At 31.7% G+C, this 17,541-nt stretch carries 11 protein-coding genes, 1 tRNA gene, 2 rRNA genes and 1 riboswitch; of the genes, 2 read left to right on the top strand and 12 right to left on the bottom strand.

Features of this window, described 5'->3' with window-relative positions; translation table 11 throughout:
* Positions 1 to 2: 2 nt before the first annotated feature.
* From JHL18_RS14285 to fusA, 7 genes are all read right to left on the bottom strand, one after another.
* Complete coding sequence (locus JHL18_RS14285) at positions 3 to 956, bottom strand: CPBP family intramembrane glutamic endopeptidase (RefSeq protein ID WP_200270335.1); 954 nt, start codon at positions 954 to 956, stop codon at positions 3 to 5.
* A 317-nt stretch (positions 957 to 1,273) separates the two neighbouring features.
* The gene (locus tag JHL18_RS14280) at positions 1,274 to 2,518 is read right to left on the bottom strand and encodes a competence/damage-inducible protein A (protein WP_200270333.1); all 1,245 of its coding nucleotides are present in this window, start codon (positions 2,516 to 2,518) and stop codon (positions 1,274 to 1,276) included.
* A 59-nt stretch (positions 2,519 to 2,577) separates the two neighbouring features.
* The gene (gene metH / locus JHL18_RS14275) at positions 2,578 to 6,243 is read right to left on the bottom strand and encodes a methionine synthase (RefSeq protein WP_200270332.1); all 3,666 of its coding nucleotides are present in this window, start codon (positions 6,241 to 6,243) and stop codon (positions 2,578 to 2,580) included.
* 532 nt (positions 6,244 to 6,775) lie between these two features.
* Positions 6,776 to 6,916 carry a hypothetical protein gene (locus tag JHL18_RS14270; RefSeq protein ID WP_200270329.1) on the bottom strand — a complete coding sequence of 47 codons (141 nt, stop codon included), beginning with the start codon at positions 6,914 to 6,916 and terminating at the stop codon, positions 6,776 to 6,778.
* A 376-nt stretch (positions 6,917 to 7,292) separates the two neighbouring features.
* On the bottom strand, positions 7,293 to 8,240 hold the full coding sequence (locus JHL18_RS14265) for an ROK family protein (RefSeq protein ID WP_200270327.1): 948 nt from the start codon (positions 8,238 to 8,240) through the stop codon (positions 7,293 to 7,295).
* 190 nt (positions 8,241 to 8,430) lie between these two features.
* Entirely contained in the window at positions 8,431 to 8,667 is a 237-nt protein-coding gene (locus tag JHL18_RS14260; protein ID WP_200270325.1) for a hypothetical protein, read from the bottom strand.
* 255 nt (positions 8,668 to 8,922) lie between these two features.
* Positions 8,923 to 11,019 carry an elongation factor G gene (gene fusA, locus JHL18_RS14255; protein WP_200270323.1) on the bottom strand — a complete coding sequence of 699 codons (2,097 nt, stop codon included), beginning with the start codon at positions 11,017 to 11,019 and terminating at the stop codon, positions 8,923 to 8,925.
* An 829-nt stretch (positions 11,020 to 11,848) separates the two neighbouring features.
* Positions 11,849 to 11,932: riboswitch (cyclic di-GMP riboswitch) on the top strand.
* Between the two features lie 95 nt (positions 11,933 to 12,027).
* Here fusA and JHL18_RS14250 point away from each other — a divergent pair.
* Together JHL18_RS14250 and JHL18_RS14245 are read left to right on the top strand one after the other, a co-directional pair.
* Positions 12,028 to 13,032: a ketoacyl-ACP synthase III gene (locus JHL18_RS14250; RefSeq protein WP_200270321.1), complete on the top strand. Its 1,005-nt coding sequence runs from the start codon at positions 12,028 to 12,030 to the stop codon at positions 13,030 to 13,032.
* 27 nt (positions 13,033 to 13,059) lie between these two features.
* Positions 13,060 to 14,598: a methyl-accepting chemotaxis protein gene (locus tag JHL18_RS14245; RefSeq protein ID WP_200270319.1), complete on the top strand. Its 1,539-nt coding sequence runs from the start codon at positions 13,060 to 13,062 to the stop codon at positions 14,596 to 14,598.
* A gap of 93 nt (positions 14,599 to 14,691) precedes the next feature.
* Here JHL18_RS14245 and JHL18_RS14240 read toward each other — a convergent pair whose 3' ends face one another.
* From JHL18_RS14240 to JHL18_RS14220, 5 genes are all read right to left on the bottom strand, one after another.
* Positions 14,692 to 16,137, bottom strand: a complete 1,446-nt coding sequence (locus JHL18_RS14240; protein WP_200270318.1) for an MFS transporter — start codon at positions 16,135 to 16,137, stop codon at positions 14,692 to 14,694.
* Positions 16,138 to 16,255: 118 nt separating this feature from the next.
* On the bottom strand, positions 16,256 to 16,654 hold the full coding sequence (locus JHL18_RS14235; RefSeq protein WP_200270316.1) for a helix-turn-helix domain-containing protein: 399 nt from the start codon (positions 16,652 to 16,654) through the stop codon (positions 16,256 to 16,258).
* Between the two features lie 452 nt (positions 16,655 to 17,106).
* A tRNA-Asn gene (locus tag JHL18_RS14230) sits at positions 17,107 to 17,181 on the bottom strand.
* Between the two features lie 23 nt (positions 17,182 to 17,204).
* Positions 17,205 to 17,322, bottom strand: a 5S ribosomal RNA gene (gene rrf, locus JHL18_RS14225).
* Positions 17,323 to 17,378: 56 nt separating this feature from the next.
* Positions 17,379 to 17,541 (bottom strand): 23S ribosomal RNA (locus JHL18_RS14220); the annotation flags it as partial.

The following is a 17,541-nucleotide window of genomic DNA, read 5'->3' as shown; positions in this document are numbered from 1 at the left end:
AACTATGCAAAAAATATCATATATATTAAATAGATTATTACTGTAGCTATAAACGGTATATTTATTATATTGTCCTTTTCTAAAGCTACAGCACCTGGTCCATTAATAGTTTCTCTTCCATAGTTAGTTAGTAGATCATAACTATCAACTACTCCTCTTTTTTCTGCAGCCTCTTTTAGTTTATTAATTAAAATTGCAACCAAGGCTGCAAAAATCAACGCTACAAACCCCCAAGTAAGAACCATATTTATCTTTTCACTTGTAGGCAAACTTCTTAAAGAATACTCTTGTTTATTAGCTACAAGCTTAGTGAATGGTGAAAGTATCGCCTGTAGACTTACTTGAAATCCGTTTACTATAAAGTGACATACCATAGATACAAATATACTATTAGTTACTCTTACCATATAAGCAAAAAGTGCCCCTAACGCTGCTGCATAAAGAAACTGCTGCCCATTTAAGTGGAAGATACCAAATAGTAAACCTATCATCAAGGAAGCTTTTATCTTACTCTTATGATTATATCCTGATAAAACTATACCTCTCATTGTTATCTCTTCAGTAATAGCAGGTGTAACCGCTACAACCAAAAGCATCATCCAGTATGGAAGGTCTCTCATTACATCCATTGCCTTTGCAACATCATTATCAAAGAAGAATGATGTTATTAACGAAAATAAAGTCATTATAGGTTGTGCTAAAAGTGCTATTAAAATTGCATAAACTATTTCCTTGAAACTTACTTTATTAAATCTGAAGGTTTGCTTTACTGAAGCTTTAGTTACTATAACATATATTACGGCAGGCAATATGAAAAATATGGCATGCACTGTCATCAGAAGCTCTCCATAATTCAAACCTAAAAGTGCAAGCGGCTTTCTTACTATAAATGGACCTACCATTGACACAATCAATACTATTAAAAAATATAAATTTGATTTAAATACTGGTTTCATAAATCTCTCCTTACTCTTTTACTCATAAATACCTTAACATATGTTTTTATTTATGTATTTATTTTTCTGCTAATGTATATTTTTTTCCTTTTAGGAGACAATTATTATTGTAGATAACTTTTATATTAAATTGCCTCTCCCCCATTTTATTTAATATAGAAAATTCCTCTTTTAGTGATGGTTTCCTCACTTTAAGAGGAATTTTTATTTGCTGATAAATCTGCATTTAATATTAGTCTATGCTTAAAAGATTGTTAAAGTTAAGTGTTTATAAAGTGATTCACCGGATGCATAATTACTTAATTTCATCCAAGAGGCTAATTATTAAATCTTTTTATAAATTCTCTTCTAAGCCAATCTAATGCATTCATAGTAGCTCTTTGTCTAATGCTTTCTCTACTTCCTTGGAAGTTAAATTTTTTAACCAATGTGCTTCCATCAATATGAATCCCCATATAAACGAGTCCCACTGGCTTATCAGTTGAACCACCACCAGGTCCTGCAATTCCGGTAGTAGATATCCCAATTCTTGTACCAGCATTCTTAGCTATACCTTCAGCCATTTCTCCAGCGGTTTCTTCACTTACAGCACCATACTTTTCTAAAGTATCTGCTTTTACTCCTAGCCTTTTCATTTTACTATCGTTTGAATAAGTTACTGCCCCTTCCATAAACACTTCTGATATTCCAGGATAATTTATAAGCGTAGCTGCAATGAGTCCCCCAGTACAAGACTCTGCTGTGGCTATAGTAAGTTTATTGCTTACAAGTATTTTAGCCACCACCTCTTCTAAAGTTACATCATCTTCACCATATATATTATCATTAAGCCTTTCTCTTATTTTATCTTCAACTGGCTTAATTAACCTTTTAGCTTCTTCTTCATCTTTTGCTTTAGCTGTTATTCTAAGGGTTACATCTCTTTCCTTAGCATAAGGAGCAACAGTAGGATTACTTTGATCACTTATTATATCTGAAATCTCTTCTGCCATAACTCCTTCACCAATACCAAAAATTCTAAGCACCTTTGATACCAGCATTGTATCAGAATACTGCTGCAGATAAGGAAAAACATGATTAATAAACATAGGCTTCATTTCTTTAGGCGGTCCAGGCAACACTACTATTATTTTTTCATCTTTTTTTAATATAGCCCCTGGTGCTGTTCCATTAGGATTAGGTAATACCACTGCATCTTTTGGGAAATATGCCTGTTTAGCATTGCTTCCTTCCATGACTCTTCCGCTCTTACTAAAATAGCTTTCTATGTGCTTCCAGGATTCCTCATGAACAACGAGTTCTTGATCAAAAAACTTAGCAGCCGTCTCTTTTGTTAAGTCATCAGGCGTTGGACCTAGTCCCCCTGTAGTAACTATTAAGTCACATTTTTCAAAAGCATTTTTAAAAGCTTTAAGCATTCTTTCTTCATTATCTCCAACTACTGTTTGGTTATAAACCTCTATACCTATAGAAGCTAGTTCTTTAGCTAAAAATTGAGCATTTGTATTTACTATGTCTCCTAATAATATTTCAGTTCCTACAGAAATTATTTCTGCCCTCATGTTCTTTCCCTTCTTTCTTGCTGTATACTTCCACTTTATATAAGCTCATTAATATATAATTATCCGTTATATTTTGGATGAATATAATTATTCAATCTCTTTTCCACATCTTCTATAGATTCATTAATTCTATTGCAGTAATCTATAACTTGATCCTTAGAAAGCTTAAATGAATCAAAATACTTAGCATGCTTAGATCCAAAATACAATCCACATACTGATGCAACTGGATTCATCATATAACTTTCAGTAAGTGTCACACCTGTTCTTTCAGTAACTTTTAAAAGCTTAAATACTTTCTCCATTTGTTTCTGATCCTTCAGTGAAGGATATCCAAAAGCTGGCCTTATCCCTCTGTATTTAGCTTGGAACAATTGCTTTTTAGTAATATCTTCATTCTTATCATACGCCCAGTATGTCTTTCTTATGTCTTCATGAAGTTTTTCAGCTGCAGCTTCTGCCAATCTATCACATAAAAGCTTAAGCATTATTGCCTTATACTCTTCACCAGCTTCTTTAAGTTCCTTTTCATAGTCATATATCTCATTTCCAGCAGTAACTAAGAAACTCCCTATATAGTCAGTCTTTCCACTTTCCTTAGGAGCTATGAAATCAGATAAGCACATATGCCTTCCTTCTTTCACCTTTTTCTGCTGACGAAGGAAATTAAATACTTCTATTTCACAATCACCATCATATAACAAAACATCATCTTCTATAGAGTTGGATTTAAATATTCCGAATACCCCTTTTGGTGATATTCTATTATTACTCTCTAATTCATCAAGCATATTATTTGCTTCTTCAAATAACTTTTTCGCTTCCTCACCATAGATTTTATCATCTAATATCTCAGGATAAGTCTTCTTCATCTCCCAAGCAATGAAGAAAAATGTCCAATCTATATAGTCTCTAAGCTCTTTTATCGAGTATTTTACTTCCTTTACTCCAATAAATTTAGGAATATCAATGTCTTCTTTATCCCATTGAACTTTAAATTTATTCATTCTTGCTTCTTCAATTGATATATTATCCGCCGTAACCATCTGCTTATAGTTTTCTCTTATATCTTTATACTCATTACTTATATTCTCCAAATAGGATAATTTATCCTTCATGAGGTTTTTCATTATTTCTACTGTTTTAGATGCATCTCCACCATAAATTACACCTTTACTATACTTTGGTGCTATTTTTAAAGCAGTATGAATCTTTGAAGTAGTTGCTCCACCTATTAATAATGGTATATCGAAGCCTTGTCTTTCCATTTCTTCAGCAACATACGCCATTTCTTCAAGGGAAGGAGTAATAAGTCCACTAAGTCCTATAACGTCAACCTTTTCTTCCCTTGCTACTCTAAGAATCTCTTCGCAAGGCACCATGACACCTAAATCTATTATCTCAAAATTATTGCAAGCCAATACCACACCTACAATGTTTTTTCCTATATCATGAACATCGCCTTTTACGGTTGCCAAAAGTACCTTTCCAGCTTTACTACTTTCACCTGAATTATCTTCTTTTATGAATGGAAGGAGTATCTCTACAGCTTTCTTCATAACTCTAGCTGATTTAACTACCTGTGGAAGAAACATCTTTCCATCACCAAATAAATCTCCAACGACCTTCATTCCATCCATAAGTGGACCTTCGATAACATTAAGTGCTCTTGATGTTTTAATTCTTGCTTCTTGTAGATCTTCCTCCAAGTGTTCACTTATGCCTTTTACTATAGAATAACTTAATCTTTTTTCTACTTCATCAGTTCTCCATAGCTTTACTTTTTCATCTTGCTTTTCTTCACTATTTCTATACTTATCTGCAATCTCTAATAAATCTTCTTTAGCTCCACTTCTCTTATTAAGAACTACAGCCTCTACTAACTCTAAAACATCTTTAGGTATATCATCATATATTCTTATCATTCCAGGATTGACTATTCCCATGTCCATTCCTGATTTTATCGCATGATATAAGAATACTGCATGCATACTTTCTCTAATAAAGTTATTACCTCTAAACGAAAAACTTAAATTGGATACTCCTCCAGACACTTTTGCATTAGGAAGGTTTTCTTTAATCCACTTGGTAGCATTTATAAAATCAACAGCATAATTGTCATGCTCATCTATGCCAGTTGCTATAGCTAATATGTTAGGATCAAATATTATATCTTCAGATGGGAATCCAACCTTTTCTGTTAATATGTCATAAGCTCTCTTACATATCTCAATCTTTCTTTCGTAACCATCCGCTTGCCCCTTTTCATCAAAAGCCATTATGACAGCAGCTGCTCCAAAACTTTTTATTATGGAAGCTCTTTTAATAAACTCTTCTTCTCCTTCTTTTAAGGAAATAGAGTTTACAATGCACTTTCCTCCAATAGACTTTAATCCTTCGATGATAACTTCCCACCTAGAAGAATCAATCATTATAGGTTTGCATGCTATTTCTGGTTCAGAAGCCAAAAGTCTTAGAAAATATGACATTTCTTCCTTTCCATCTAACATACCATCATCAAAGTTTATATCTAAAACCTGTGCACCATTTTCAACTTGTTCTCTTGCTATTGCCAGTGCCTCCTCATATTTCTTTTCTCTTATTAATCTTGCAAACTTGGCCGAACCAGCCACATTTAGTCTTTCTCCTATATTTATAAAGTTATTTTCAGCTCTTGCTTCTAACAACTCTAAACCTGCATAAGTACTGATTTTCTTTTGTTCATTTAAAGTTCTTGGCATATAGTTTTCTGCTAATTCTTTTATGGCTTTTATATGCTCTGGTGTTGTGCCACAACATCCTCCAACTATATTTAAGCATTTGTCTTCAAATAATTCCTTTAGATAGCTACAGGTTACTTCTGGAGTTTCATCATACTCACCTAAAATATTAGGAAGACCTGCATTTGGATATAAAGATATATATAAATCATGCTCTTTTGATAACTCTTTTACAAAAGGTACAAGATCCTTAGCGCCAAAAGAACAATTAAGTCCTATAGATATAACATAGTCACTTCTCATTGATTTAACAAATGCTCCTAAAGTTTGACCAGACAGAAGTCTTCCACCTTTATCGTTTATAGTTCCAGATAACATTATTGGAAGTACCTTATCCTTTTCTTTAAATACTTCCTCTGCAGCTATTAAGGCAGCTCTTGCATTTAAATGATCAAAAATAGTTTCTATAAGTAGTACATCTACTCCTCCATCTAATAACCCAGATACTTGTATCTTATATGAATTTACAACCTCATCAAAGGTAACACTTCTATAAGCTGGATTTTCCACGTCTGGAGACATAGATAAAGTCTTGTTTGTTGGTCCCATTGATCCAGCTACATACCTTGGTTTATCTTTTGTAGATAAATTATCTGCTACAGCTCTTGCAAGCTTAGCTCCAGTATAGTTAAGCTCATAAACCATATCCTGAAGACCATAATCTTCTTGAGAAATAATATTGCTATTAAAGGTATTAGTCTCTATTATGTCTGCCCCTGCTTCTAAGTACGCTTTATGTATGCTTGTTATTATTTCAGGTCTTGTAAGTACAAGCACATCATTATTTCCTTTTTGCTCTTTATGTGAGTGTATTTGACTTCCTCTAAAGTCCTCTTCTTTAAGCTTATAATTCTGTATCATAGTTCCCATTGCCCCATCAAGAACTAGAATCCCTTCCTCTAAGCTTTTAATAAATCTGTTATCTGCGAATAAGTGCCCCCTCATTGCTACCTCCAAAATGTTTGTTTTACACTTAATGTGTATACCGATATGCCTATCTGTACGTAAATTATAATCATTTAAAAATCATAATTATTATGACTGTTAAAAATATAATACTACACCTAAAGTTTGGCTATCTATATTTATTATACTATAATACTAACTCATCATGTAGTGACTAAAGGATTCATGTATCGAAACTTAATTTATACTTGTTCGATAATCCCGGCTTCTGGGGATTGTCGGGCACGTATAAATTAATAGTTGAGTTATGAATCCTTAAGAGTTCCTATTTCGAAACTTAACTCACTAATATTACATGTATTTATAATTTTCATATATAATAAAGCTGCTCACCGTAAAATAAAGTTACGGTGAGCAGTATTAAAAAAACTCTTTCTCTCAAAGCTTACATATTAAATTATACAGTCTTTATTTGTGAGAAGGGGTACAAATAAAAACTGATACGATTATCAGTTAAGTATAAAAACTTTTGAAAGTATATTTAAAGTAAGCTATGTATGAGAAAAAGAATTTATTGCCCAGAACCTTGTTTTATAGACAATCTTTTAGCATTCCTATTGCTATTTTTAGGTTCTTCGTCTGATAAGGTTGTATCCCAATTCGATTTAAGTTTTCTAGTTAACTTGTTATCAATTTGACTATCCTTTGGCATAGTTCATCACTCCTTCTTTTGTTTTCTGGAACTTTGTCCCTCTCTTCACTCTTTAATTTATGTACTTTCTATTTCAAATATTCATAGTATTTTTAACTTACTTTTTGTGTATTTTTACAAACAATTATATTACTATAAAAAAATCACTTAAGCCACCTTCTTTAATAATCTTTTTGTGAATCTGCCTTTTCCAATATATATGCGAGAAATTTGGTAACCAAATAAATATTATTTTTTACTGTACTCTTTAAAGTAAAAAAGAGTCCAAAGCTTCATAAGCTTCAAACTCTTTTAATCATTAGGTTGTTTCTAATAGTATATAAAACTAAGATGAATAACCACTTAATTTCATATAATACTACCTAAATATATCAAATTATTTGCTTTCCATAATAGCTAGACCTACTGCACCTATAACACCTGCATCTGTTCCTAAACCTGCAGGAACTATCTTACATGCTTCAGACATATTCTTAAAGCATCTCTTATTTACTACTTCTTGAACTTTATCAAAAACTATTTTTCCTGCTTTTGATACTCCTCCACCTATTATAATCATTTCAGGATCAAATATAGCTACAGCATTAGCTATACCTATTCCAAGATAATTTAATGCATTATCTATTATATCTTGTGATACTGCATCACCAGCAGCTGCTTCGGCAAAAACTTCAGCTGAAGTTACAGTTTTATAATTTCTAAGTGATGTTTCTACTTTGCTTTCTAAAGCTTCTTTTGCTCTCTTTCCTATAGCTGTACCAGATGATGTAGCTTCAAGACATCCTATATTTCCACAATTACATCTAGGTCCATCTGGTGCCACAGTAGCATGTCCTATCTCAAGCGCATTACTTGTATTACCTCTGTAGATTTTTCCATTAAGTACTGCTCCGCCACCTACTCCAGTACTAACTGTGAAGTAGACCATATTTTCAGTGCCTTTTGCTGCACCAAACATAAATTCACCTATAGCAGCAACGTTAGCATCATTATCTAAGTATACTGGAACCTGGAACTTTTCTCTAATAGGTGATACCAAATCAAAATTCTTAAAAGGAAGGTTTGGAGTAGTTATTATTATTCCAGTCTTAGCATTTAGTGGACCAGGTGATCCGATTCCGATAGCCTTAACTTGAACAACATCTACCTTTCCATTTTCTATAACATCTTCTACAGTTTTAATTATTCTACCTAATACTGCAGCTTCTCCCTCATGTGCATCAGTTGCAATTATTGATTGGCTTACAACGTTTCCATTAAAATCAGACAAGGCAGTACTAATTTTTGTCCCACCTAAATCTATACCTATAACATAGTTACTCATTATTTTCCCCCCATATCCTAAAATAAAACCTAATTTACTTAAAATTTTACAACAATATTATAACATATATACAATTAATATTATTGTATATTTTATCACCTTATAATATTTATACAATATTCCTAAATTTTTATTATATTATTGTATATATTGAAAATATTATTTCCTATTTGACTTGATAAAATTAAATTTATTCATTCTTATAGGCATTTATATAATATCTCCCCTGATTATCATACCCTTGATCTTTTATGTAAAAGTCACTATCTGACAACATTTTACATATAACTTGTATACTCTCGTTTCCACAGTTATCTACTGTTATTGTAAAGTTATCTTTGTTATCTACCACACCAATATAATCATAAATATTACTATAATCGCTAAGTCCAATGCTTCCTCTAATATCCATTCTATAATCTGACATTTGTAACCCCCTAGATATAAGTTTTTACTATTAGTATAGATAAAAATGTGATTTATATTCCTTAGTTTGATTAATTTTTATTTTAATAAATTTAATACAATGAAAAACTATGCTAACTATATGGATTTACCACTTTTGACCAGGATTGAAATTCTATATTTTACATTTTCATATCCAATAAAAAAGACTGAGTAAATACTTAATATTAACTCAATCTTTTTTTAAACATTGCTTAAATTTTATATCTTTTAAATATTACAAAGCTTCACTTCGTAATTCTCTTAACTTTTTAGCCTTCTCTATTATCCTATCTGCTTCTAACGCTGGCACCTCTTCATATCTTTCAAAATTACATCTAAAACTTCCCCTAGCCTGAGATATTGAGCGAAGATCAGTAGCATACTTGAAAAGCTCTGACATAGGAACTTCAGCTGTGACTTTTTCCATTCCATCTACAGGCTCCATCCCAAGTACTTTTCCTCTTTTTTTATTTATATCTCCTATAACATCTCCCATATAATCACTAGGAACTATAACTTCTAAATGCATTATTGGCTCAAGCAAGATTGGCTTTGCTATCTCAACACCCTTTTTATATGCTAAAGATGCTGCAATCTTAAATGCCATTTCTGATGAATCTACTGGGTGATAAGAACCATCATGTAAAGTTGCCCTCAATCTTATAACTGGATATCCAGCTAAAACTCCATGCTGTATACAGTCTTTAAGACCCTTTTCTACAGCTGGTATATAATTTCTAGGAACAACTCCTCCTACTACTTGATCTACAAATTGAAGCTCATCATAGCCATCATTTCTAGGTTCAAATTTAATCTTTACATCGCCGTATTGACCATGTCCACCAGATTGCTTTTTATGCTTGCCTTGTACATCAGCTACACCTTTTATAGTTTCTCTATATGGTACCTTCGGGTTTTGAAGAATAACCTCTGCACCAAACTTGTTTTTCAATTTAGAAGCAATAACATCAAGATGTGTCTCACCAACACCTGAAATTATAGTTTCTGCATTTTCTACATCTCTAGATACCCTGAACGTAGGATCTTCCTCTAATAACTTTGTAAGTGCCGATGATATTTTATCCTCATCTCCCTTGCTCTTTGGAAGTACAGCCATAGATATAACTGGTTCTGGGAATTCCATAGACTCATATATCACCTTATTATTACTATCACAAATTGTATCACCTGTTGCTGTATACTGAAGCTTCGCTACAGCACCTATATCTCCAGCTGTAATTTCTTTTGTAGGTATCTGATTTTTTCCTCTTAGGAAATATAAATTTCCCATCTTTTCATTTTTTTCTTTAGATGAGTTATATACTATAGAGTCAGCCACAGCCTTTCCTGTCAATACTCTAAATATAGATAACTTTCCTACAAAAGGATCCGCTACAGTTTTAAAAACAAAAGCCGAAAAAGGCTTTTCTTCATCTATCTGAACAAAATTACTGTTATCGTTTAACTTTTTGTATGCATTTCTAACCATCTTTTCTGGAGAAGGAAAACAACCAATTATATCTTCAATAAGCGCTCCCATACCAATTACCTCTAAAGAGCTACCACACATAACCGGAGCTATTTCTCCAGTACAGCATCCATTAATTAACCCTCTATATATCTCCTCATCAGTTAATTCTCCCTCACTAAAATATTTATCTAAAAGCTCTTCATCAGTTTCAGCTACAGCTTCCATAATCATCTGTTTACACTCTTCAACTTTATCTAAATATTCCTCTGGAACTTCTTTTAATTCAACTTTGTTAGTTTTTTTATCATGAACCTTAACTTTTCTTTTTATTACATCAATTACGCCTGTAAATTCGCTTTCTTTTCCAATTGGGTATTGTATTGGTACTACAGTTATACCAAACTTATTTTTTAGATCGGATAAAACTTTATCATAATCTGAGTTTTCTCTATCTAACTTGTTTATAAAAAATGATCTAGGTAATTTCATCCTATTGCAATATTCCCATGCTTTTTCCGTACCAACCTGGATCCCTGCGGCACCACAAACAACTATCATAGAAACATCTATAGCTCTAATCCCTTGTATTTCTTCACCTACAAAGTCAAAATATCCGGGAATATCTACAAGATTTATCTTTTTATCATTCCATTCAAATGGTATAACAGAAGCAGATAAAGAGATTCCCCTCTTTTTTTCTTCAACATCATAGTCACTTGTAGTTGTGCCTTCTTCTATCTTTCCTAATCTATCGATGGTTTTAGTATAATATAATAAAGCTTCTGCTAGGGCTGTTTTCCCTGATGAACTATGTCCAATTATACCTACATTTCTTAGATTATCAGTTTTATACTCTTTCATACATTTTATCTTAACTCTATAATCTATAAAGTTAAGATATTCACCTACCTTCCATTAAAATTTAGACTTTAGCTGTATATAAAGCTGTAGTTGATTAATCTCTTCTTAAGCTTTATTCTGCAAGATATATTCTAAATTTTTAATATCTTACCGAAACTAAAGAAATTCATATCAACTAGCTAAAGATTCCAAAAGCTAAGAATATTTTCTTTTTGAACAGAATGTATTAATGGTAAATATAAACGATTTAGTATTAATGTCTTGAAAGTTAAATTGATAGATTTAAATTTATAGATTTAAATTTATAGATGTTGTGTATTATATGGCGGGATAATCCTATAAAGTATTCAACTTTTATATCACTTGTAAAAATTCTCTAAGGGGATTATTTTTTTCGCATGTGCCTTTTCTTAAACCTATGTGAAGAATTTTGCAGGCAACCTATTCTTTAACTTATATTATGGCTTAAATCTATTCGCATAATTATCCACATATATAATTTAGTTATAAATTGCTAAAGAATAAAATAGAATTAGTTACTACTAAATGTATTCATAACCTTTTTATATTATTATATTAAATAATATTCTCTTCTCTAAATTATTATCCTTCTTATTTTTGAAATCTCTGAAAACCTTTTCTATATCTAATTATTGGATTTAATTCATAAACTATACCTTATATTAAAAATTTTCCTCTGCTAAATAACATTAAATATATTAATTGTTAATTTTTTGTGTATTTATGTACTTTTTACATAATATTTGGTAAAATAGTCGTAATTAGCAATAATAACCAAATAATTATATAAATAATGCAATCTATTTTTACTTAATAAAGGCAAACCTATCGAAAGGTAGGGACGCAAAGCTATGGATCTAAGAATTTAATTTATGATTGCCAAGCTGCTAAGTTTATTCGATTAAAAATGGACAAGTTTAAATTTGTCCATTTTTATTTTTAATATTATTTTTAATAAAAAACTTTTAATGGTATGGAGGAGATCTTATGGTAAAAAATGTAGTAATAAAAGGATTAGGAAGTTATCACCCTGAAAAGACGCTATATAATGATTATTATATAGAACATTATAAAAAATATGGCACAGAAGATCATGCAATAGGTCTGATGGAGAAGATGGGAAGAGATAGAAGAACTATTGCTTCTCCAGGTGAGACAAGTATTACAATGGCAGTAGAAGCTGCAAAAACAGCCTTAAGTAACTGCCATCTTACTCCACTAGATATCGATGCAATAATATCAGCATCAGATACACCTGAATTTCTTACCCCATGTTGTGCACTAATTATTAAGAATAAGCTAAAAGCAGAAAACGCTACTAATGTTTTTGATATAAATAATGATTGCATAGGTATGCTTACAGCAATCGACATTGCTTCAAGATTTTTAAAAACGGACGATAAATATAAAAGAGTTCTTGTATTAGGTTCAATGAACATGGTACCATTTTCTAGAGAAGATGATTTAGTTGTTTATCAAGGTATATCAGATGGCGCTGCAGCTATTATACTTGAAGTTATAGAAGAGGAGGAAGAAAGGGGATTTTTAGGTTCTAAGGTATTTACTGATGATAGTTATAACGAAAATATACGATTTCCTAATTGTGGTTTATCCAAAATAACTGATGAAGAAACTTCAAATTATGATCGAAGATTAAAATGGGATCCTTTTGATTTTGGTTTTCTTTCTGATGAATGGAATAAACTTATACGTTCTTTATTAAGAGATTTTAATCTTAATCCAGAAGAAGTTTCTCATTATTTTATATCACAATTTTCTAAATATGATTTATATCAAACTATTGAAAAGCTCGGTGTAGATAAATCTAAGGCTATATTTATTGGTGATAAGTATGGCTATACTGGTTGTGCAAGCCCAATTATGGCGCTAGATGATAAATTATCTATTGAAGGTTTTAAATCAGGAGATATTCTAATATTTTGTTCTGTTGCAGCTGGTTACACTATGTCTTCTCTAATCTATAAATGGTAATTAATTTTTAGAAATAGGGGGATAAGAATGGAAGCCTTATCAAGTAGTATAATTGACTTTCAGAAAAAAACATTAAAATTCGTATTAATAATATATTCTGTTAGTGCATTAATGGCAGGAACAGTATTTATAGGCATGAAGGCAATAAATTTATATCCTGAAATAAGTTGGAGCTCACTGTATATTTTAATGGCTCTAACCTTATTTGAGGTTATACTTTTCAGGCTAGGATATAAATGGTCCATGAAAGATACTCAATCATGGAAAAGAGGTTTAACTTTTCTAAAGGCTAGCTTAGTGATCATATGTTATATAAACTATATTTATTTGACTTGGATGGTTCCATCTAAAGAATTATGGATAGTAGTATTTTATTTCATACTATTAAGTGCACTTTTATTTGACCACAAGCTAACTCTTATTTCAGTTGGAGTTAGTATATTATCACAAGTATATATATTCTTTAGTAATTCAAACTTACTACCTGAAAACCAAGTTTTTTTAAGAGAACTAATTATTAGAATAATTGTGATAACCCTTACTTCTTTTGCGATATATATCTTTACATACTTTTCCTCATTATTACTTAAAGACATAAGTAATAATGAAAAAGATATAAAGAAAAAAAATGAACATATCTTCAATTTATTCTCTCAAATAAGTGAGTTCTCAGAGATGTTACTAAATTCAAGCACCACCTTATCAACAGCTGTTGATCAAGAAGCACGATCTCTTCAGTACATAGCCTCTTTAAGTAATGATATTAATAATGATGCAAACCACATGCTAAATAACTCTCAACAGAATGAAGCCATCTTATCTAACTTACTTGACATAAATAAAAGTGTTTCTAGTAAGGTCGATAATACTAAGGCATTTTCCAATGAGATTATTTCATTATCCAATGAGAATAACAAATCTCTAAGAGAAGCTCTAAATATAATAAACCATATAAGCATAAGAATAAAAAATACCTTTGAAGCTTCTAAAGTACTTGAAGAAAAATCAGCTGAAATAGATAGTATTATAGGAATAATAAGCGATATATCAGAGCAAACAAATCTTCTTGCTTTAAATGCCTCTATAGAAGCTGCTAGAGCCGGTGAACTAGGTAAAGGCTTTGCTGTAGTTGCCGAAGAAGTTAGAAAGTTAGCTGAAGACAGTAGAACTTCTCTAACTGACATAGGATCAATATTAAGTGAATTTAAAGAAAAGATAAGAGAAGTGGAAGGATTAATGACTGAAAATAATGATCAAATTTCCACCGGTAATTCTATATTGACTAATGCTGTTGATAATGTCTCTACGATGGTTGATAAGCTGAAGATATCTAATACTAATATAACAACTATCAGTGAGTTGGCATCATCAATGATTAATGAAACAGAAAATGTTGTCTCTTTTAATTCAAAAATATCTGAGCTTACAGAAGAAACGATAAATAAATTCAAAGAAGTGTCAGATTCAGTAAATCAAAATGCTGCTGTTGGAGAAGAAATAGCTGCAAGTTCAGAATACCTAAGAGATTTAGCTAAGGAAATGAACACCTTAACTAATAAGAACTAAGACTTATAATTATAAATTAGTTATAATAAGCAATAGGCCGTCCCTATAAGTATTGAACTTATTAAGGACAGCCTATTTTTATTTATAGAAGCTTTATGCAACCTTTTCTTCCTCTTCCTCATCCCAAGCTGGCTGTGGCCCTCTTAGGTAAGATAATAAGGCTGCTACTAAACTAAATATGAATGATATGGTAAATGCTAATCTGAGTCCACCTATAAACTTTCCAATGGCTATTCCTTCAGCTCCCACTTGAGTCCCAACAAATAAAGCCTGCATAGCTTCTGGCGACACACTTGATGCTATTATAGCCATAGAAAGAGCTATACTTAAAACAGTCCCCGCATTATTTAGCATAGTTCTTACTCCAGCAGCTACACCTCTTTTATCTGCTGGGACAGAGCCCATTATAGCATTTGTATTTGGAGAAAAGAATAGCCCCGAACCTAACCCCATTATAAGCATTGATGTTATTAATAATGACATAGACGAATCTTCTTTTATAAACATAAATCCTAGTAGTCCCACTGCAGAAGTCGCAAGTCCTATTGAACTTAATGCTCTTGATCCATATTTATCAGATAATACTCCACTTATAGGCGATACGATCATCATTGATATTGCTAGCGGAGTCAATAACATACCTGCTATTATTGGATCAATTCCTTTTATCCCTTGGAAATAGAATACTAATAAGAACGTTACTGCTCCTCTAGCTATACCATTAAAAAAGTTGCTAGCATATGCAAACGCTAATATTCTATTCTTAAATAATCTCATATCCAACATTGGGTATTTAATTTTACTTTCTATATTAATAAATAATGCAATTAGTATAACTGATGCTACAATTAGCATTATCACATTTGGATTAAACCATCCTGAGAAGCTCCCCATGGTTAATGCAATAAGCAATGACAGCATACCTAATGTAAATACTATAGTTCCTTTAAAATCAAACTTTTGCTTCTCTGGTAAGTTAGCTACTTCTTTCAATTGAACTGCTGCCCAAATGGTTCCTACAATACCTATTGGTACATTTATATAAAATATACTTCTCCATCCAAAGTTAACTAAAACTCCACCTAATATAGGCCCTATAACACTAGCAACACTTATTATCATGGTGTTAATTCCAAGAGCCTTTCCTAACTCCTTCTTTGGAAATGCATCTGTTACTATAGCTGTACTATTAGCTACCATTAGAGAACCGCCTCCCCCTTGTATTAATCTAAATATAAGTAGTGTTATACCATTATGAGCTAATCCACATAAAAGAGAAGCTACTGTAAATACAGCGAATCCACTAACATACAACTTTTTTCTACCAACCATGTCAGCTACTCTTCCTATGGAAGGAACTAGTATTGTTAAAACTAGCATATATCCCATAAGAACCCAAGTAACTATTCCCATCCCTGCATTTATATCTTTCATTATCACAGGTAATGCTATCATTAAAGTACTACCACTCATAACTGATAACAATGCACCAATTGTAGTACAAGATAACGCTATCCATTTGTAATTATTTTTATTCATTTACTATTCCTCTTTCTCATTTATGGATGTACCACTTCGTAATAAAACTTATATTTTTAAATTCTTTCACTAGAAGCCGTGAGAGTTTTAAAAATATATTCGGTTCAAAGTGGTACATCTATAGTAGTGTCATTAGTCTATTTAAACTATTGTTACAATTATCTTTTACTTTTCTCAATACTTTTTCTCTCTCATCAATAGTTTCTATTAATATCCTTAATTTTTCTAAAGCTTCATTGATATGCTCTTTATCAGTAATATCTTTAGACCATATCCTATCTAAAACCTTCCTCAAACCTAATATCTGCTTTACCTCTGGTATCGTTAATCCTAACTTAGCTCTAAGTTCCTTTATTTCATTTATGATATTTATATCATCATCGCTGTACATTCTATAACCAGAATCTGTCCTTGTCGTAGGTGCAAATAACTCCATATCTTCATAGTATCTTATCGTCCTCTTAGTCAAACCCGTAACCTTAGAAACTTCATCTATTTGATAATACTTTTGCTCCATATTTTCGCCTCCGTTTATTATTTTAATCAACTATAACATTAACGTCAATGTTATAGTTGGTATATATGCTCCAATAAACCGTTTACTTCATATACTTCTTTCATATACTAATAAATTACTCTAATATACACATTTAGATTTTTATAAAAATTAATACCCTCTACCCTTATTAGTGAAAAATAAATAAAACTTTTAGTTACATGTTTTACTATCTATGATTGAAATATATAATTATTTATCCACACAATAAGTAGTTTTACATTGAATTATCCACATATCATGGACATTTCACTTAAAATTTGTGGATATAAATATGAAATATCTTATAAACTACTATATATTTTTAACTTATGTTATGTTTTAATCCTATTACATATAGTTATTAATAAATTGATTAAATTTAAATTTTTAAACAATAAAAAAACGCCAGGTATACTGGCGTTATGTACAAATGGCTCCGCGAAGAGGGCTCGAACCTCCAACCTATCGGTTAACAGCCGAGTGCTCCACCATTGAGCTATCGCGGAATATTGTATCTCATAGAGATACAACCTAGCGACCACTTACTCTCCCACACAGTCGCCCATGCAGTACCATCAGCCGTCTAAGTCTTAACCGTCGTGTTCGGAATGGGTACGGGTGTAACCCTTAGACGCATCATCACTAGATATTGAAAGATTATTCTTTCAAAATTGCACTTAAGTTTACTTTGTAATAATTTGTTTTGGTCAAGCCCTCGACCTATTAGTATCGGTCAGCTCAACATGTTACCATGCTTACACCTCCGACCTATCAACCTCGTGTTCTTCGAGGGGTCTTACTAGCTTACGCTATGGGAAATCTAATCTTGAGGTGGGCTTCACGCTTAGATGCTTTCAGCGTTTATC

Origin of the sequence: Clostridium yunnanense (assembly GCF_016595795.1) — a bacterium.
In the GTDB taxonomy this organism is placed as follows: Bacteria; Bacillota; Clostridia; order Clostridiales; family Clostridiaceae; genus Clostridium_AR; species Clostridium_AR yunnanense.
This window is presented reverse-complemented; position numbering and strand designations above follow the sequence as displayed.

Bases quoted from the DNA above. Each gene is read 5' to 3' on its own strand.
- JHL18_RS14285 (WP_200270335.1), bottom strand. From the start codon at position 956: ATGAAACCAGTATTTAAATCAAATTTATATTTTTTAATAGTATTGATT.
- JHL18_RS14280 (WP_200270333.1), bottom strand. From the start codon at position 2,518: ATGAGGGCAGAAATAATTTCTGTAGGAACTGAAATATTATTAGGAGAC.
- metH (WP_200270332.1), bottom strand. From the start codon at position 6,243: ATGAGGGGGCACTTATTCGCAGATAACAGATTTATTAAAAGCTTAGAG.
- JHL18_RS14270 (WP_200270329.1), bottom strand. From the start codon at position 6,916: ATGCCAAAGGATAGTCAAATTGATAACAAGTTAACTAGAAAACTTAAA.
- JHL18_RS14265 (WP_200270327.1), bottom strand. From the start codon at position 8,240: ATGAGTAACTATGTTATAGGTATAGATTTAGGTGGGACAAAAATTAGT.
- JHL18_RS14260 (WP_200270325.1), bottom strand. From the start codon at position 8,667: ATGTCAGATTATAGAATGGATATTAGAGGAAGCATTGGACTTAGCGAT.
- fusA (WP_200270323.1), bottom strand. From the start codon at position 11,019: ATGAAAGAGTATAAAACTGATAATCTAAGAAATGTAGGTATAATTGGA.
- JHL18_RS14250 (WP_200270321.1), top strand. From the start codon at position 12,028: ATGGTAAAAAATGTAGTAATAAAAGGATTAGGAAGTTATCACCCTGAA.
- JHL18_RS14245 (WP_200270319.1), top strand. From the start codon at position 13,060: ATGGAAGCCTTATCAAGTAGTATAATTGACTTTCAGAAAAAAACATTA.
- JHL18_RS14240 (WP_200270318.1), bottom strand. From the start codon at position 16,137: ATGAATAAAAATAATTACAAATGGATAGCGTTATCTTGTACTACAATT.
- JHL18_RS14235 (WP_200270316.1), bottom strand. From the start codon at position 16,654: ATGGAGCAAAAGTATTATCAAATAGATGAAGTTTCTAAGGTTACGGGT.